The following is a 17641-nucleotide window of genomic DNA, read 5'->3' as shown; positions in this document are numbered from 1 at the left end:
CTGGAAGGCACCGCGCTCCCATAGGGGATAAGAAAAGGCGACTCAACGAAAGTCGCCTTTTTTGTGCCCGACACCTCATATCAGGCTGGCCGGGAGCTTATTCCGGGCGCGGCTTCAGCGGGAAGCGGCGACGTACCAGCACGAAAAACAGAGGTACAAAGAAGATAGCCAGAATGGTTGCTGAGATCATTCCCCCCATCACGCCGGTTCCGACAGCATGTTGGCTACCCGAGCCTGCCCCGGTGCTGGTGGCCATCGGCAATACGCCAAAGATAAACGCCAGCGAAGTCATCAGTATCGGTCGCAGGCGCTGGCGGCTGGCGTACAGCGTGGCGTCTAACAGCGCGTGTCCCTTCTGATTCATTTCGTTGGCGAATTCCACAATCAGAATCGCGTTTTTCGCCGAGAGGCCGATAACGGTCAACAGCCCCACCTTGAAGTAAACATCGTTTTCCAGCCCGCGCATCCAGGTAGCGAGTAGCGCGCCAATGACGCCGAGCGGCACAACCAGCATCACCGAGAAGGGCACCGACCAGCTTTCATACAATGCCGCCAGACACAGGAAGACGACTAATAGCGAAATAGCGTACAGCGCGGGCCCCTGCGCGCCGGAGAGCCGTTCCTGGTAAGACATGGCTGTCCATTCCAGGCCAAAACCGCCCGGTAGCTGATGCACCAACGACTCCATGACATCCATCGCAGTCCCGGTACTGACTCCCGGCGCGGCCTCTCCGACAATTTCTACCGCCGAATAGCCGTTATAGCGTTCCAGACGCGGCGAGCCGGTTTCCCAGCGCGAGGTGGCGAAGGCGGAGAAGGGGACCATGCCGCCATCTTTGTTACGGACATACCAAAGATTAATATCATCCGGCAACATACGATATTTCGCTGCGGCCTGAACATAGACCTTCTTCACGCGGCCCCGGTCCATAAAGTCGTTGACGTAGCTCGATCCCCAGGCTGTTTGCAGGGTGTCGTTGATATCGTCAATCGATACGCCCAGCGCCTGCGCTTTTCGTTGGTCAATATCAATTTGCAGTTGCGGGCTGTCGTCCAGGCCGTTGTGGCGCACGCGGGTCAAGGAACTGTTTTTCCCGGCCAGCTCAATGAGTTGATCTCGTGCGGCCATCAGCGCGTCATGGCCTGCTCCGGCGTGATCCTGTAATTCCATATCAAAACCGGCGGAGCTGCCCAGACCGCTAATTGCCGGCGGGCTGCTGGCGAAGACGCGAGCTTCTTTAATCTGGTTAAATGCTTTTGTCGCCCGCTCAATAATGGCGAACGAGGAGCCGGTGGTGGGATCGCGCGCGTCCCAGTCTTTCAAGCGAACAAACATGCGCGCGACGTTTTGCCCGTTCCCGCCAGGGCCGGAACCGACCGTCGAGAAGACCGACATAATGTTGTTTTTCTCATGGGTGAAGTAATAGTTTTCAACCTTTTCAACAACTTTCAGGGTCTGCTGTTGCGTAGAGCCGCTCGGTAGCTGGATAGACGTAGTGAACATGCCCCGATCTTCTTGCGGCAGAAAGGAGGTGGGGAGGCGCAAAAACAGGAACACCATGCCGCCAAGCAACAGAACATAAATCAGAATCCAGCGCAGGCTGCGATGCAAAATTTTCGCTACGCCTTTCTCATAACGTTCGGCATTACGATTGAAGGTACGGTTAAACCAGCCGAAAAATCCGCGTTGCCCGTGCTGCTCGCCTTTGTGCAGCGGTTTTAATAACGTTGCGCACAGCGCCGGTGTCAGGATCATGGCGACCAGCACCGACAGCACCATTGCCGAGACAATGGTAATAGAAAACTGACGATAAATTGCCCCGGTGGTACCGCCAAAGAACGCCATCGGCACGAATACCGCAGACAGCACCATCGCGATACCGACCAGCGCCCCCTGGATTTGTCCCATGGATTTGCGCGTCGCTTCACGCGGCGTGAGCCCTTCTTCGCTCATGATACGTTCGACGTTTTCCACCACCACGATGGCATCGTCGACCAGGAGCCCGATTGCCAGCACCATCGCGAACATGGTTAATGTGTTAATACTGTAGCCGAACGCGTAAAGCACGGAGAAGGTGCCCATTAATACTACCGGCACGGCGATCGTCGGAATCAGCGTGGCGCGAAAGTTTTGCAGGAACAGGTACATCACCAGGAAAACCAGCGCGATAGCCTCCAGCAACGTTTTGACCACATCGATAATCGAGGCTTTGACAAAGGAGGTGGTTTCATACGCGATCTTGTATTCCAGCCCTTGAGGGAAGTACTGCGCCAGCTCGTTGAGGCGATCCAGCACCAGCTTCGCGGTCGCCATTTCGTTCGCGCCGGAGGCCAGCTTAACGCCAAGACCGGAAGCCGGCTTGCCGTTAAAACGGCTGAGGTAGTCATATTTTTCCGCCCCCAGCTCCACGGTGGCGACATCGCCCAGTTTGACCTCGGAACCGTCCTGATTAACGCGCAGGGTGATATCGCGAAATTGTTGCGGCGTTTGCAGCAGCGACTGTGCATTGATGGTGGCGTTCAGCGCCTGCTTGTCGACCGAAGGCGTACCGCCAAGCTGCCCGACGGCGATTTGCGCATTCTGCGACTCAATCGCATCGGTCACGTCTTTCGTGGTCATCTGAAAACTATTCAATTTGGCCGGATCGAGCCAGATACGCATAGAGTACTGTGAACCATAAGCGTCAATATCGCCGACGCCGTTGACGCGGCTGAGCGGGTCCTGAATATTACTGGCGACGTAGTCGGCGATATCCTGCTTGTCCATAGAACCGTCGGTAGAGACGAAAGCGATGGTCAAAATATTGGTATCGCCCGTTTTGCGTACCGTGACGCCTTGATCCTGTACCGCCTGCGGCAGTTTACGCATCGCGGACTGTAACTGGTTTTGCACCTGCTGAACCGCCTCATCAGGATCGGTTCCCGCAATAAAGCTCAGCGTGATGGTCGCCTGTCCGGTTCCGCTGCTTTGTGATGACATGTACATCAGATTATCGAGGCCCGTCATATTCTGCTCAATAACCTGGGTTACGGTATTTTCCAGCGTTTGCGCCGACGCTCCCGGATAATTCGCGGTAATACGTACGTTGGGCGGCGCCAGATCGGGATATTGTTCAACAGGTAAAGAGAAAATGGCTAACGCCCCTGTCAGACACAACAGGATAGCCAGCACCCAGGCAAAAATGGGGCGATCGATAAAAAAATTCGCCATTAAAGGGAAACCTCGTGTTTCTACATATCGTTATAGATTTGAACTGCTTCACTGTAGCGGCAAGCTACGAGCCAAACGTGGAGAAATAAAGGAGATAATGTAAATTATCATGCGCTTTTACAGCATACTTTTTGTGCCAACGCCGAAAAGCCTGACATCTGGCCTTCCGGCGATTTGCCGTTCTTTACGTTAACTGACTCTCTTCCTTGTTGGAGGAGCGAAAACTGATACTGACCAGCGTGCCGCCGCCGGAGGGTTGCGAAAAATTCAGCGTGCCGCCAAGGCGCTCCGCGCGCTCACGCATTATATTCAGACCATAGTGTCCGGCAGGCTCATGCGGTTCGCCGATACCAATGCCATTATCGCGAATATAAACGGTATGATCGCCGTCAGGCGCGGTGACGCAGCTCACGGCGATTTCGCTCGCGTTGGCGTGTTTAATGGCGTTCAGGACCGCTTCGCGCACAATTTGCAACAAATGCACCTGCATTTGCGCATCCAGCGCCAGCGTGGGTAAACGGCAATCCAACGTGAGTTTAGCCGGAGTCTGACTCTGTAAATCTTCCAGCATCTCATGCAATGCGGAGGGTAAATCGGCCTGCTGTAACGTCAGACGGAACGTGGTGAGTAACTCCCGAAGCTGACGGTAGGCGTCGTTCAGCGCTCTGGAAAAATCCGCCATGATGCTTTGCGCGCCGGCGTTATCTTCTGGAATGGCGCGCTTCAAAAGCGTTAACTGAATACGTAAATAAGAAAGTACCTGCGCCAGCGAATCGTGTAGCTCACGGGCAATCGTCGCGCGCTCTTCCATTAACAAAAGTTGCTGGAAGTGTTTTTGCGCCTGATTAAAGTACAAACCACGCCCCAGCATCGTGGAGACGCTGTTCAGCAGCGGCGTAGAGGCATTAACGTTGGGGCTTTGCCAGTGGAGTTCGCCATAGACCGTATCCTGCATCGTCACTGGCAGCATTTGCATCGGCAGGTCGGGGCTTTGCGTGCCTTCGCTAATCCGCCAGTTATCGCCCACGGTTAACTCCAGATACCAGGCGGCGTCATGTTCACGGACAATTTGCAAAATATGGCGAAAACAGTGGACATCGATTTGGCTGGTATTCAGCGCCTGAGAGCACTGGTATAACACCTCCAGGCGGCGATGCGCTTCGTGCAGATCGTGCGTTTTTTCTTCCACCGAGGCTTCCAGCGAACGGTAAAGTTTATGCAGCTCGCTCGACATCTGGCTAAACGTTTTCGCCAACAATCCCAGCTCATTGGGTAAGCTGGTATCCAGCGGCAGCGGGGCGAACTGACCATGTTCAATTCGCTGACTGGCGGTGACCAGTTGATTCAGCGGGCGAACGACCTGCTGGCGAATACGCCGTAGGGTAAAAAAGACCAGCGTAAATATGCCGATACCGCCCGCCAGCGATATGGCGACGACCAGCATGACTTTACGCTCGGCGTAATGCTGTAACGCCAGAACGAAGAGATCAATTTGATCGACATAATTGTTGATATTGGTCTGATACCAGGCAATGTCGCCGTCCTGTAGGCGGCTATTCATCTCCAGCCAGTTGGCGTGCAGGCGCGCATAGCGAGTTTTCACCGCCTGCGGCACATACCAGGCGTTGAGATTTTGCAGTACTGGCGAGTTGAGCGCGTGCTGGAAAAGTTGACGATGCGCATTAATCTGCGGGCTACGGCTTTGCAGATCGTAACCCAGCCGATAGCTCTGCATTCGTAGCGAACCGGCGATATTGATCGCTTCGGCATCCCGTAAACTGCTGGTCAGCGTCAGTAATGCGCTGCCGGTGGACAGAATAGACAACAGCACAATATAGAAAAAAGCCTTAGCCAGACTGGCTGAGACCGGGCGTTTAACCGTCACGCTGGTACTCCCCGCATTTAGCTGAATCGCAATTGCATTTGCTTTGAAATAAATTGATCTGCCACAGGTTCTGGACAGATAGTTGTGCTTCCTGGGCAGATGAACATTGCCGACCCCGCCTTCGTCAGTTAATAACAATGCTCATATAAAGAATAAGGTTTTTACAACCAAAACAGAAGGATGCCATGAATCGTTTTATTATGGCCAATAGCCAGCAGTGTCTGGGCTGCCATGCCTGCGAGGTCGCCTGCGTAATGGCTCACAATGATGAGCGCCATGTCCTGACGTCACAGCGCTATCAGCCCCGAATTACTGTCATCAAACATCAGCGCCAGCGCAGCGCGGTCACATGTCACCATTGCGAAGATGCGCCCTGCGCCCGTAGCTGTCCGAACGGCGCGATCGCGCATATTAACGACAGCGTGCAGGTCAATGCGCAGAAGTGCATCGGCTGTAAATCCTGCGTCGTCGCCTGCCCATTCGGCACCATGCAGATGGTATTGACGCCTGTCGCGCCAAACCAGTTCAAAGCCAGCGCGCATAAATGCGATCTGTGTCAGGGACGTGAACAGGGCCCGGCCTGTGTGGAAAATTGCCCGGCGGATGCGCTGCAACTGGTCACCGAAGACTCGTTGACCCGTCTGGCTAAAACGCGACGGCTGCGTACCGCCCGGCAGGAGATTCGCCCCTGGCATACCGTTGATACACAACACAGTGAGACAGTAAGCAGCAAAGTCGAGCGTATGCAGGCGACGCCGCCGCGCGGCGAACCGGATAAACTGGCGATTGAAGCGCGTAAAACCACCTTTGAGGAAATTTATCTGCCGTTTCGCGCCGCGCAGGCGGAGCGTGAAGCGTCCCGCTGCCTCACATGCGGGGAACACAGTATCTGCGAATGGACCTGTCCGCTGCATAACCATATTCCCCAGTGGATCGAACTGGTGAAAGCTGGCGATATTGATGCGGCGGTAGAGCTTTCCCACCAGACCAACTGTCTGCCGGAAATTACCGGGCGCGTCTGTCCGCAGGATCGGCTATGCGAAGGCGCGTGTACACTCCGCGATGAGTATGGCGCGGTTACCATCGGCAACATTGAGCGCTATATCTCCGATCGCGCTCTGAGCAAAGGCTGGCGTCCCGACCTGTCGGACGTACAGAAGAGCGATAAGCGCGTGGCGATTATCGGCGCGGGGCCGGCAGGTCTTGCCTGCGCTGACGTGCTGGCGCGCCATGGCGTAAGCGCCACCGTCTACGATCGCCACCCGGAAATCGGCGGTTTGCTCACCTTTGGTATTCCGGCTTTCAAACTGGATAAATCTCTGCTGGCGCGCCGTCGGGAGATCTTCAGCGCGATGGGGATTCGTTTCGAGCTTAACTGCGAAGTAGGGAAAGATATTTCTCTGGAGACGCTGCTGGAGAGTTATGACGCCGTCTTTGTCGGGGTAGGAACCTATCGTTCCATGAAGGCTGATTTACCGAATGAAGACGCGCCGGGGGTATATGATGCGTTGCCATTCCTCATCGCCAATACCAAACAGGTGATGGGGCTTCCGGCGTTGCCTGACGAGCCGTTTATTGATACTGCGGGCCTTAACGTGGTTGTGCTGGGCGGCGGTGACACCGCAATGGACTGCGTACGTACGGCGCTGCGTCATGGCGCTGCCAACGTCACCTGCGCTTATCGCCGCGATGAGGCCAATATGCCGGGGTCGAAAAAAGAGGTGAAAAACGCGCGGGAAGAGGGCGCGAACTTTGAATTTAACGTTCAGCCGGTTGAGTTGGTGCTGGATACGCACGGGCGCGCCAGCGGTATTCGCTTTTTGCGTACGCGGCTTGGCGAACCGGATGGTCAGGGGCGACGCCGCCCGGTACCTGTACCGGACAGCGAGTTCGTGATGCCGGCGGATGCGGTCATTATGGCGTTTGGTTTTCATCCGCATGGTATGTCGTGGCTGGAATCGCATGGCGTGAAGGTGGATAACTGGGGACGTATTGCCGCCAGCGTCGAGAGCGAGTTTCGTTACCAGACGTCCAACCCGAAAATTTTCGCTGGCGGCGATGCGGTGCGCGGCGCCGATTTGGTGGTGACGGCGATGGCAGAAGGCCGACATGCTGCGCAGGGGATACTCGACTGGTTAGCTAAATAAGCGTATTTGTAGGCCGGTTAAGGCCTGGAACGGTTAAATGATTGAGTGATAAAAAATCTTAAACTTATTGGCTAACCTTACTCCGTTTGCAGAAATGTTGACGCTCGCAGGGCTGGACGCCCTGCGATAAACATTTTCCCGTCGGGTCGACGTTTAACCGGCCTGATGAGGCCAATCTTAGTATTGAAAATAGAGTGTAAATTGAAGGAAGGGACGCTATCAGAATCCCTTCTTAGAGCCTATCCCATTAGGGCTATTTTACTTGCCATTTTGGACCTGGGCAGTGCTCGCCAAAACGCGTTAGCGTTTTGAACGCCGCTTGCGGCGGCCCGAAGGGCGAGCGTAGCGAGTCAAACCTCACGTACTACGTGTACGCTCCGGTTTTTGCGCGCTGTCCGTGTCCAAACTGGCTGCGTCAATAACGCCTGGTGGGACAGGCTCTTAATTTTTATTTTAAGGAACCATATATCTGGTCAACAATCCAGCCATACGTCGCCGCAGGTAATAATCCACTGACAAAAACATTCGGATTCACTTTAGGATTTGCTACCGGCGAGTGCGGCCTGTTACCTAAAATCACAATCGCCATATGATTAACCGGATCGATAGACGTCAGCGTGCCGGTCCATCCGGTATGTCCATACGTTTGCGGGCTGGCTAATACCCCGAACGTGGGGGTCATTGAGGCGTTGCCGTTAACGCGCCACCCCAGACCAAAGGTAGCGTCTTCTGGCGAGCGGCGAGTAAACTGCGCAACCGTTTTGTCGTCGAATAGCTTCACGTTACCGTAGCCGCCCCCATTGAGCATGACTTGCATTAACACAGCCATATCATGGGTGTCAGAAAACAGTCCGGCGTGTCCTGAAACGCCGCCCATTGAGTACCAGGCTTTTTCGTTATGCACCTGGCCCCATAGTGTACCGGTGCGAATATTGGGGAAATGAATCACGCCGTCACGCGTGTTGCCATGTAGTTCCGTTGCGGCGATTTGCGGCGGCGTGAAGCCTTTCATCAGCGGGTTAAAGACGGTATGTTTTAATCCGAGCGGTTTATAAATGGTGGTTTCGACGTAGCGATCTAATGGCATTGCCGTTATCGATTCAATGATAAAACCAAGAATCATATAATCCACGTCGCTGTAGATATGCTTCGACCCAGGTTGATATTCCAGTGGTGTCTTTTTAATCATCTCCAGAGTAGTGCTTTTACTCTGTGAAAATAATTTACCGGCGACGTTTTTATTGGGATATTGTGGGTCGGCAGGAAAGCCCGCGACGTGATGAAGAATATCAATAATGCGGAGTTTATCTTTGCCTTTTATTTTATCCCCAGGCATATCCTTAAAGCCGGGGATATATTTTGATACCAAATCATTGACATCTATTTTTCCTTCATACACTAGTTTTTGCAATGCGAAGTTAGTGGCATACATTTTTGTGTTTGAAGCCAGATCATACATCGTGTTAGTGGTCGCCCGAATGGGATGGGCTAACAGCGTGGAACCGTCATATTTTTTGGCATAGCCCCAGGCTTTTTGTAGAACAATATGATTATCTTTTATCACCAGAAGATTGATGCTGGGATATCCGGCATCAATTTGATTTTGAATCCAGCCATCAAGTCGGTGAAGTTTTTGGCTATCAAATCCCACCTGATCAGGGCTCGCGGTGATCAATACCGGATACTCAACGGCAAAAGCTGAAAGGGAAAACGTCAGTAGAACCGTCGCAACGAGAGTAAATTTCATGATGATTCCCTCAGTCTCACTCCGGCCGTCAAATCATATCGCGAGCATGGACTCTGCGGCCCGGAGAAGCAGAATATGGTCATGGCAGTGACAGAAAAATATGGCTGTACATCCGTTCAGTCGGCATTAAGGATTAACCCTTCAGCAGACAAAACCGACCTCACGGCGTAATATTAATGCTCTTTTTACACCCTGGAGCCAGCATGTCGCAAACCATTACGCTTATTAAGGATAAAATTCTTTCTGATAATTATTTTACTCTGCGCAACATTACCTATGACCTGACCCGTCGTAATGGCGAGGTTATCCGTCACAAGCGTGAGGTTTACGATCGCGGGAATGGCGCAACCATTCTGCTTTACAACTCAACTAAAAAAACCGTAGTTCTGGTTCGTCAGTTTCGCGTGGCGACATGGGTCAACGGTAATCAAGACGGTATGTTAATTGAAACCTGCGCTGGCCTGCTTGATAACGACGAGCCGGAGGTCTGTATCCGTAAAGAGGCCATTGAAGAGACAGGGTATGACGTTGGTGAGGTACGCAAGATATTTGAGCTTTATATGTCGCCTGGCGGCGTCACGGAGCTGATTCATTTCTTCATTGCCGAATATCATGATAGCGAGCGTGCCAGCATCGGCGGCGGCGTGGAAGACGAAGAGATTGAGGTGCTTGAACTGCCGTTTTCCCGGGCGCTGGAAATGGTGCGCTCAGGCGAGATTCGGGACGGTAAGACCGTGTTATTGCTTAACTATTTACAGACGTCTCATCTAATGGACTGAAAAAAAAGAAATATATTTCTTTACACAAAAAAGACCAATCCGATAAATCTGATTGAGAACCCTGAGGCGCGCAAGGAAGATACCGCCTTAGCTGTGTTGTTCTGAATCTGGGGTTGTTCCGTTCATGCGCTACCGCGTTATTCTTTTTTGTCTGTTTGGCCTGTTGCCGGTCCAGCTACTGTGGGCTGCGCCAGCGCAACGGACTTTTTCCGACTGGCAGGTCACCTGCAATAACCAAAATTTTTGCGTAGCGCGCAATACTGGCGAACATCATGGGCTGGTGATGACATTAAGCCGCAGCGCCGGGGCGCGTACCGATGCGGTACTGCGTATCGACCGCGGCGGTTTGGCGCCGCCCGACGCTAAAGAAGCCGCAATTGCGCCTCGCTTATTGCTGGATGGCAAACCGCTTTCGTTCAACAGTCCACACTGGCGCGTGTCGCCCTGGCATCTCATGACCGGCGATCCTGCCACCATCACCGCATTTTTACAGACGATTCAGGATGCGCAGGCCATCACCTTAAAAAACGGCGTTCAGACGCTTTCGCTGGCGGGATTAAAAGCGGCATTACTGTTTATCGACGCGCAACAAAAACGTGTGGGCAGCGAAACCGCCTGGATTGAAAAAGGAAACGAACCGCCGCTCAGCGTGCCCCCGGCACCGGCATTGAAGGGGATCGCCGTGATTAATCCAACGCCCGTACCGCTGAGTGAGGAAGAACGCGACGATCTGCTGGACTACGCAGCATGGCGGGTAAACGGCATTCGCTGTTCGCTTGACCCGCTGCGTCGCGAGACGCAGGTCAGCGCGTTGACGGATGATAAAGCGTTATTGATTGTTAACTGCGAAGCCGGCGCCTATAACACTATTGATCTCGCCTGGGTAGTTTCACGCAAAAAAACGCTCGCCTCGCGCGCCGTACGTTTGCGGCTGCCGTTTAATCGCGGCGTCGAAAGTAATGACATGGAGTTGATGAACGCTTTCTTTGACGAGAAAACGCGCGAGCTGGTGACGTTGGCGAAAGGGCGGGGGTTAACCGACTGTGGTATCCAGACGCGCTGGCGTTATGATGGCGATCGTTTTCGTCTGGTACGTTATGCCGAAGAACCGAGCTGCGATAACTGGCACGGGCCGGATGCCTGGCCTACGCTGTGGATCACGCGTTGAATCCTGGTTGTTATCCCCTTTTCAGAATAGGGATACACCTATTGAGGTTTCATTTATGGTATAGAGATTGCTACGTTACGGTAGGATTGTTACTTTACCCGATAGCCTCACCACAGCAGGAAATAGTATGAAAATAAATAATGGCCCCGTATTATGCCCCCATTGTGGCTGCCTGAGCGCTTATTATGAAATAGATCGGCTGGCGGCGATAAGAGAAAAAGTGAATAAAGAAGGCGGATCAGCGGCGTGGGATTCAACATTGCAGGCGCATAAAAAAAAGGCCTTTTGCCTGATGTGCCATAAATCCATTGATGAGGTCGTCATCGGGCAGTCAGATGCGCCTGAGTCTACGAAGTAATTTTGCACAGCCTACAGAACAGGTCTGCAGACTGTGCAAAGTCTGTGTTGCTAACGCTCGCCTTAGCCTTTGATGTTCAGCACCCGGCGGGCTTTTTCTACAATATTTTCCACGGTAAAGCCAAAATACGGGAACAGTTTGTCAGCCGGGGCGGATTCACCGTATCCCGTCATGCCGATAATTGCGCCTTTTAGGCCAACATATTTATACCAGTAGTCGGCTATACCGGCTTCCACCGCGACGCGGGCGGTCACGTGCGCCGGTAGCACTGATTCGCGATATGCCTCGTCCTGCGCATCGAAAATATCCGTTGAAGGCAACGACACCACGCGAACGTTATGCCCCTCGCCAGTCAATTTTTCCGCCGCCTGGAGGGTAATTTCCATTTCCGATCCGGTAGCGATCAGAATGATATCCGGCTTGCCGCCGCTATCTTTCAGAATATAACCGCCGCGGGCAATCGCTTTCACCTGTTCCGGCGTGCGTTCCACCTGCGCCAGATTCTGCCGCGAGAGAATCAGCGCCGTCGGCCCGTGCTGACGTTCAATGGCCAGCTTCCAACCGACTGCCGCCTCAACCTGATCGCAGGGACGCCAGGTGCTGAAGTTAGGCGTTAAGCGCAGGCTCGCCAGTTGTTCCACGGCCTGGTGCGTCGGGCCATCTTCGCCCAAACCGATGGAGTCGTGGGTATAGACCATAATCTGCCGGGCTTTCATTAAGGCCGCCATACGCGCCGCGTTACGCGCATATTCAACAAACATCAGAAACGTGGCGGTATACGGTACAAAGCCGCCGTGGTGGGCGATGCCGTTGGCAATGGCGGTCATGCCGAATTCGCGCACGCCATAGTGGATGTAATTACCTGCCGGATCCTCTTTCAACGAGGTCGAACCTTTCCAGATAGTCAGGTTGCTCGGCGCCAGATCCGCCGATCCGCCCAACAGTTCCGGCAACAGGGGACCGTAGGCATTGAGCGTATTTTGCGATGCTTTACGGGTGGCGATTTTGGCCGGATTAGCCTGCAAGTCGTTAATAAATTTTTGCGTGGCGGACTCCCATGTCTCCGGCAGTCCGCCGCTCATCCGGCGGGTAAACTCCGCGGCCAGCTCAGGATAAGCCTTCTCATAAGCAGCAAACTTTTCCTGCCACTGCTGCTGCGCTTTCTCGCCTTTTTCACGGCCATCCCACGCGCGGTAAATTTCTTTTGGGATCTCAAACGCCGGATGATGCCATCCCAGCTTCTGGCGAGTCAGCGCCACCTCTTCTTCGCCCAGCGCCGCGCCGTGCGACTCCTCCTTCCCGGCTTTATTCGGCGAGCCAAAACCTATCACCGTCCGACAGATAATTAGCGAAGGTTTATCTTTTACGCTCTGGGCTTCGAGAATGGCTTTTTTCACCGCCTCCGGATCGTGCCCGTCAATGTCATGTACGACATGCCAGTGGTAGGCTTCAAAACGTTTGGCGGTATCGTCGGTAAACCAGCCTTCGGTTTCGCCATCAATGGAGATGCCGTTGTGATCGTAAAAGCCGATCAGTTTGCCCAGCCCCAGCGTACCAGCCAGCGAACACACCTCATGCGAGATCCCCTCCATCAGACAGCCGTCGCCCATAAAGACATAGGTGTAGTGGTCGACAATCTCATGGTCCGGCCGGTTGAACTGTGCGCCTAACGTACGCTCGGCAATCGCCAGCCCGACGGCATTCGCCAGCCCCTGGCCCAGCGGCCCGGTGGTGGTTTCAACGCCGGGCGTATAGCCAATCTCCGGGTGGCCTGGCGTTTTAGAGTGCAGTTGACGGAAGTTTTTTAGCTCCTCCAGCGGCAGGTCATAACCGGTTAAATGCAGCAGACTATAGAGCAGCATGGAGGCGTGACCGTTGGAAAGGATAAAACGGTCACGGTCATACCAGGTTGGATCGGTGGGGTTATGTTTAAGAAAATCGTTCCATAGCACTTCAGCGATATCCGCCATCCCCATCGGCGCGCCGGGGTGCCCGGAATTGGCTTTTTGAACGGCATCCATGCTCAGCGCACGAATCGCATTGGCAAGGTCTTTACGGGACATAAATCACTCCATGCAAGGTTTATAGTTTGGCGGCAAGCAGGTCTTCCAGTTTGCGCTGGTCAACGGCGAAAAGGCGGATACCTTCCGACAGCTTCTCTACGGCCATCGCGTCCTGATTATGTTCCCAGCGGAACTCCGCTTCCGTCATTGGCGTAGGACGGTGAAACATCTGTGAGGAAGGCACCAGTTTACGGATCACCGGTTCTTCTTTTTCTTTCAGCTCTTTAAGCAGATTAGGGGAAATAGTCAGTCGATCGCAGCCGGTTAGCGCGAGGATTTGCTCAGTACGGCGGAAACTTGCACCCATCACGATGGTTTCATAGCGATGTTGTTTAAAGTAATCGTAGATATTGCGTACCGATTTCACGCCGGGATCTTCCTCCACGACATACGGCTCCAGCGGACTACGCGCTTGATACCAGTCGTAAATTCGGCCCACGAACGGAGAGATTAAATAGACGCCCGCTTCGGCGCAGGCGCGCGCCTGGGCAAAAGAGAACAACAACGTCAGGTTGCAATTAATGCCCTCTTTTTCGAGCTGCTCGGCGGCGCGAATACCTTCCCAGGTCGCGGCGAGCTTGATCAGAATGCGTGATTTATCAACATCCTGCTGCTGGTAGAGATCCACCAGATGGCGCGCTTTCTCGATACTTTTTTCTTTATCGAATGATAACCGCGCGTCGACTTCAGTGGAGACGCGACCGGGAATACTTTTCAGTATTTCCGCGCCAAAATTGACCGCCAGTTTATCGCTGGCTGCTGCAACCTGCTGTTCCTGCGTACCGCCGTGTTTTTTTCCCCAGGCAATAGCATCCTCAATCAAATGACCATACTGCTCAAGCCCGGCGGCTTTCAGCAGTAAAGAGGGATTTGTCGTGGCATCCTGCGGCTGGTAGTGGCGGATGGACTCGATGTCGCCGCTATCGGCGACGACGGTAGTGAATTGTTTGATGCCGTCTAGCTGGTTCATAGGAAATACTCCTTGAAAAGTAAAGTGTTAGATGAGTGTGTTGATTCACACTTCTGAAAGATTGATACACTACATAACCAAAAAGCATAGCAGACAGGCATGGTATTGCTGGTATAAGCAGGTAACATGGCCGTTATAAGTTGATAACAAACTCTTGCGCCGCGTCGTGATAGTTTGCAGACCTTCAAAGTTTGTGTTGCGCAGTACGGTGATAATGTGCGGCGCACCAGGCCGCGTCACTTTTTGAACGATACGTGAAAGGAACAACAAAATGGATGAGCAGTTAAAACAAAGCGCCCTTGATTTCCACGAATTTCCGGTACCCGGTAAAATTCAGGTTTCTCCGACTAAGCCCCTTGCCACCCAACGCGATCTGGCGTTGGCTTACTCGCCAGGCGTGGCGGCGCCCTGCCTGGAAATCGAAAAAGATCCGCTGGCAGCCTACAAATACACCGCGCGTGGCAACCTTGTCGCGGTCATTTCCAACGGTACAGCGGTGCTGGGGTTAGGCAACATTGGCGCGCTGGCCGGCAAGCCGGTCATGGAAGGCAAAGGCGTTCTGTTTAAAAAATTCGCCGGCATCGATGTGTTTGACATTGAAGTCGATGAGCTTGACCCGGACAAATTTATCAACGTGGTCGCAGCGCTGGAGCCGACCTTTGGCGGCATTAACCTCGAAGACATTAAAGCGCCGGAATGTTTCTATATTGAACAGAAACTGCGCGAGCGCATGAACATCCCGGTTTTCCATGACGATCAGCACGGAACGGCGATCATCAGTACGGCCGCCATTCTTAATGGTCTGCGAGTCGTAGAGAAAAATATTTCCGACGTACGGATGGTCGTCTCCGGCGCAGGGGCGGCGGCAATCGCTTGTATGAACCTGCTGGTCGCGTTGGGGATGCAAAAGCACAACATCGTGGTGTGCGACTCTAAGGGCGTTATTTACAAAGGCCGTGAGCCGAATATGGCGGAGACCAAAGCGGCCTATGCGGTAGACGACAGCGGCAAGCGCACGCTGGATGAGGTCATTGACGGCGCGGATATTTTCCTCGGCTGTTCAGGCCCGAAAGTGCTGACTCAGGAGATGGTGAAGAAAATGGCCCGCGCGCCAATGATTCTGGCGCTGGCTAACCCGGAACCGGAAATTCTGCCGCCGCTGGCGAAAGAAGTGCGTCCGGACGCCATCATCTGTACCGGTCGTTCCGACTATCCGAACCAGGTGAACAACGTATTGTGCTTCCCGTTTATCTTCCGCGGCGCACTGGACGTCGGCGCGACGGCGATCAACGAAGAGATGAAACTGGCGGCGGTCCGTGCGATTGCCGAGCTGGCGCATGCCGAACAGAGCGAAGTGGTGGCCTCGGCCTATGGCGATCAGGACCTGAGCTTTGGGCCGGAATACATTATTCCGAAACCGTTCGATCCGCGTCTGATTGTCAAAATCGCTCCGGCGGTCGCGAAAGCGGCAATGGATTCCGGCGTGGCGACGCGCCCGATTGCTGACTTTGATGCCTATATCGATAAACTGACCGAGTTTGTCTACAAAACCAACCTGTTCATGAAGCCGATCTTCTCGCAGGCACGCAAAGATCCGAAGCGCGTAGTGCTGCCGGAAGGGGAAGAAGCGCGCGTGCTGCACGCAACCCAGGAGTTGATAACCCTGGGGCTGGCGAAGCCCATCCTGATCGGGCGTCCGAGCGTGATCGAAATGCGTATCCAGAAACTGGGGTTACAGATCAAAGCGGGCGTTGATTTCGAGATCGTGAATAATGAATCCGATCCGCGCTTCAAAGAGTACTGGAGCGAGTATTACCAGATCATGAAGCGTCGCGGGGTAACTCAGGAACAGGCGCAGCGTGCGATGATCGGCAACCATACGGCCATTGGCGCGATCATGGTGCAGCGTGGGGAAGCGGATGCGATGATCTGCGGCACCATCGGCGACTACCATGAGCATTTCAGCGTCGTGAAAGCCGTCTTTGGCTACCGTGACGGCGTGCATACGGCAGGGGCGATGAACGCCTTACTGCTGCCAAGCGGCAACACTTTTATCGCCGATACTTATGTTAACGAAGATCCCACGCCGGAACAGTTGGCGGAGATCGCCGTAATGGCGGCGGAAACCGTTCGCCGCTTTGGTATTGAGCCGAAAGTCGCGCTGTTGTCGCACTCTAACTTTGGTTCCTCAAATTCGCTGTCCGCCAGCAAAATGCGCGAAACCCTTGAGCGGGTACGCGAACGAGCGCCCGATCTGATGATTGACGGTGAGATGCACGGTGATGCGGCGTTGGTGGAAAGTATTCGTAATGACCGGATGCCGGATAGCCCGCTGAAGGGAGCCGCCAATATTCTGGTGATGCCGAATATGGAAGCCGCCCGCATTAGTTACAACTTACTCCGCGTCTCCAGTTCCGAAGGCGTCACGGTCGGCCCGGTCCTGATGGGCGTGTCTAAACCGGTACATGTATTAACGCCGATCGCCTCTGTACGCCGTATCGTGAATATGGTGGCGTTAGCGGTAGTTGAAGCGCAAACCACGCCGCTTTAATAACGCATTACTCTCTCTCTTCTGGCGCAGGTTCTCCTGCGCTTTTTTTATGCGCCGCTGGGCTTCGCCATGGCATGAAAGGCTCGGGTGGGGATATTCTGGAACCTGTTGCGCTTACCCCTACTTATTTCACTGAATCTGTACTATGCACAAATCGAGTGATACGCATTATTTTTATCAATAGTAGTAATACAAAGAATAGCCGGTGGGTATTTATTGCGGAACAAGCTTAAATTCAGAATGACGCCTGAAAATGTGATGCACCACGATATTTATCGTTAACACCTTCGACAGAAGTCCCTTTTATTTTCTTTCTCTTAGTGATCTACCTCACCTTTTACATCACCTTGCCGAATTTTGTTATTTACTCCGACAAAAAATTGCCACGATGACGGCAGTTTCAGTGGAGACGGTGAGCAATGAATAAAGAACGCATTATTCAGGAATTTGTGCCGGGCAAACAGGTCACGCTGGCGCATCTCATTGCGCACCCTGGTGAAGAACTGGCGAAAAAGATCGGCGTTCCCGATGCCGGCGCGATTGGCATTATGACCTTAACGCCGGGGGAGACGGCCATGATCGCTGGCGATTTAGCGATGAAGGCTGCGGATGTACACATCGGTTTTCTCGACAGATTTAGCGGCGCGCTGGTGATTTATGGCACCGTCGGCGCAGTAGAAGAAGCGCTATTACAGACGGTCAGCGGGCTGGGGCGATTATTAAACTTTACCCTGTGTGAGTTAACAAAAAGTTAATTGGTGG

The 17641-nt window shown here is 53.5% G+C and carries 11 protein-coding genes; 6 read left to right on the top strand and 5 right to left on the bottom strand.

Going from position 1 to position 17641, the window contains the following annotated elements; genetic code table 11:
* Window positions 1-97: 97 nt before the first annotated feature.
* Window positions 98-3211 carry a multidrug efflux RND transporter permease AcrD gene (acrD, locus tag ABVN44_RS16775; protein ID WP_048348771.1) on the bottom strand — a complete coding sequence of 1038 codons (3114 nt, stop codon included), beginning with the start codon at window positions 3209-3211 and terminating at the stop codon, window positions 98-100.
* A 184-nt stretch (window positions 3212-3395) separates the two neighbouring features.
* Window positions 3396-5096, bottom strand: coding sequence for a nitrate/nitrite two-component system sensor histidine kinase NarQ (narQ, locus tag ABVN44_RS16770; RefSeq protein WP_000216814.1), 1701 nt, complete (start codon window positions 5094-5096; stop codon window positions 3396-3398).
* 185 nt (window positions 5097-5281) lie between these two features.
* Here narQ and aegA point away from each other — a divergent pair, with 185 nt between their 5' ends.
* The gene (aegA, locus tag ABVN44_RS16765; RefSeq protein WP_023232236.1) at window positions 5282-7243 is read left to right on the top strand and encodes a formate-dependent uric acid utilization protein AegA; all 1962 of its coding nucleotides are present in this window, start codon (window positions 5282-5284) and stop codon (window positions 7241-7243) included.
* 448 nt (window positions 7244-7691) lie between these two features.
* On the opposite strand, the gene pbp4b is transcribed toward aegA, so the two are convergent.
* Window positions 7692-8990 carry a penicillin binding protein PBP4B gene (gene pbp4b, locus ABVN44_RS16760; RefSeq protein ID WP_023232237.1) on the bottom strand — a complete coding sequence of 433 codons (1299 nt, stop codon included), beginning with the start codon at window positions 8988-8990 and terminating at the stop codon, window positions 7692-7694.
* Between the two features lie 203 nt (window positions 8991-9193).
* Between pbp4b and nudK the strand changes: the two genes are divergently transcribed.
* The 3 genes from nudK to ABVN44_RS16745 all read left to right on the top strand — a co-directional run bounded on the left by nudK (window position 9194) and on the right by ABVN44_RS16745 (window position 11295).
* On the top strand, window positions 9194-9769 hold the full coding sequence (gene nudK, locus ABVN44_RS16755; protein ID WP_000084037.1) for a GDP-mannose pyrophosphatase NudK: 576 nt from the start codon (window positions 9194-9196) through the stop codon (window positions 9767-9769).
* A gap of 124 nt (window positions 9770-9893) precedes the next feature.
* On the top strand, window positions 9894-10937 hold the full coding sequence (locus tag ABVN44_RS16750) for a DUF1176 domain-containing protein (protein WP_001270668.1): 1044 nt from the start codon (window positions 9894-9896) through the stop codon (window positions 10935-10937).
* Between the two features lie 127 nt (window positions 10938-11064).
* Window positions 11065-11295: a hypothetical protein gene (locus ABVN44_RS16745; protein WP_000700635.1), complete on the top strand. Its 231-nt coding sequence runs from the start codon at window positions 11065-11067 to the stop codon at window positions 11293-11295.
* Between the two features lie 62 nt (window positions 11296-11357).
* Here the strand turns inward: ABVN44_RS16745 and tkt are convergent, their stop codons facing one another.
* Window positions 11358-13358, bottom strand: coding sequence for a transketolase (gene tkt / locus ABVN44_RS16740; protein ID WP_000087331.1), 2001 nt, complete (start codon window positions 13356-13358; stop codon window positions 11358-11360).
* A 19-nt stretch (window positions 13359-13377) separates the two neighbouring features.
* The gene (tal, locus tag ABVN44_RS16735) at window positions 13378-14328 is read right to left on the bottom strand and encodes a transaldolase (protein ID WP_001072436.1); all 951 of its coding nucleotides are present in this window, start codon (window positions 14326-14328) and stop codon (window positions 13378-13380) included.
* A 271-nt stretch (window positions 14329-14599) separates the two neighbouring features.
* On the opposite strand from tal, the gene maeB reads away from it, so the two are divergent.
* Window positions 14600-16879, top strand: coding sequence for an NADP-dependent oxaloacetate-decarboxylating malate dehydrogenase (maeB, locus tag ABVN44_RS16730; RefSeq protein WP_000344299.1), 2280 nt, complete (start codon window positions 14600-14602; stop codon window positions 16877-16879).
* Window positions 16880-17298: 419 nt separating this feature from the next.
* A complete protein-coding gene (gene eutS, locus ABVN44_RS16725; protein WP_001031445.1) occupies window positions 17299-17634 on the top strand; it encodes an ethanolamine utilization microcompartment protein EutS in 336 nt (111 codons plus the stop codon).
* The last annotated feature ends 7 nt before the right edge of the window (window positions 17635-17641 follow it).

The sequence above is a fragment of the Salmonella sp. SJTUF15570 genome, assembly GCF_043357055.1.
Taxonomy (GTDB): domain Bacteria; phylum Pseudomonadota; class Gammaproteobacteria; order Enterobacterales; family Enterobacteriaceae; genus Salmonella; species Salmonella enterica.
Note: the sequence above shows the minus strand (reverse complement) of the source record. Positions and strands in the feature narration are given on the sequence as shown.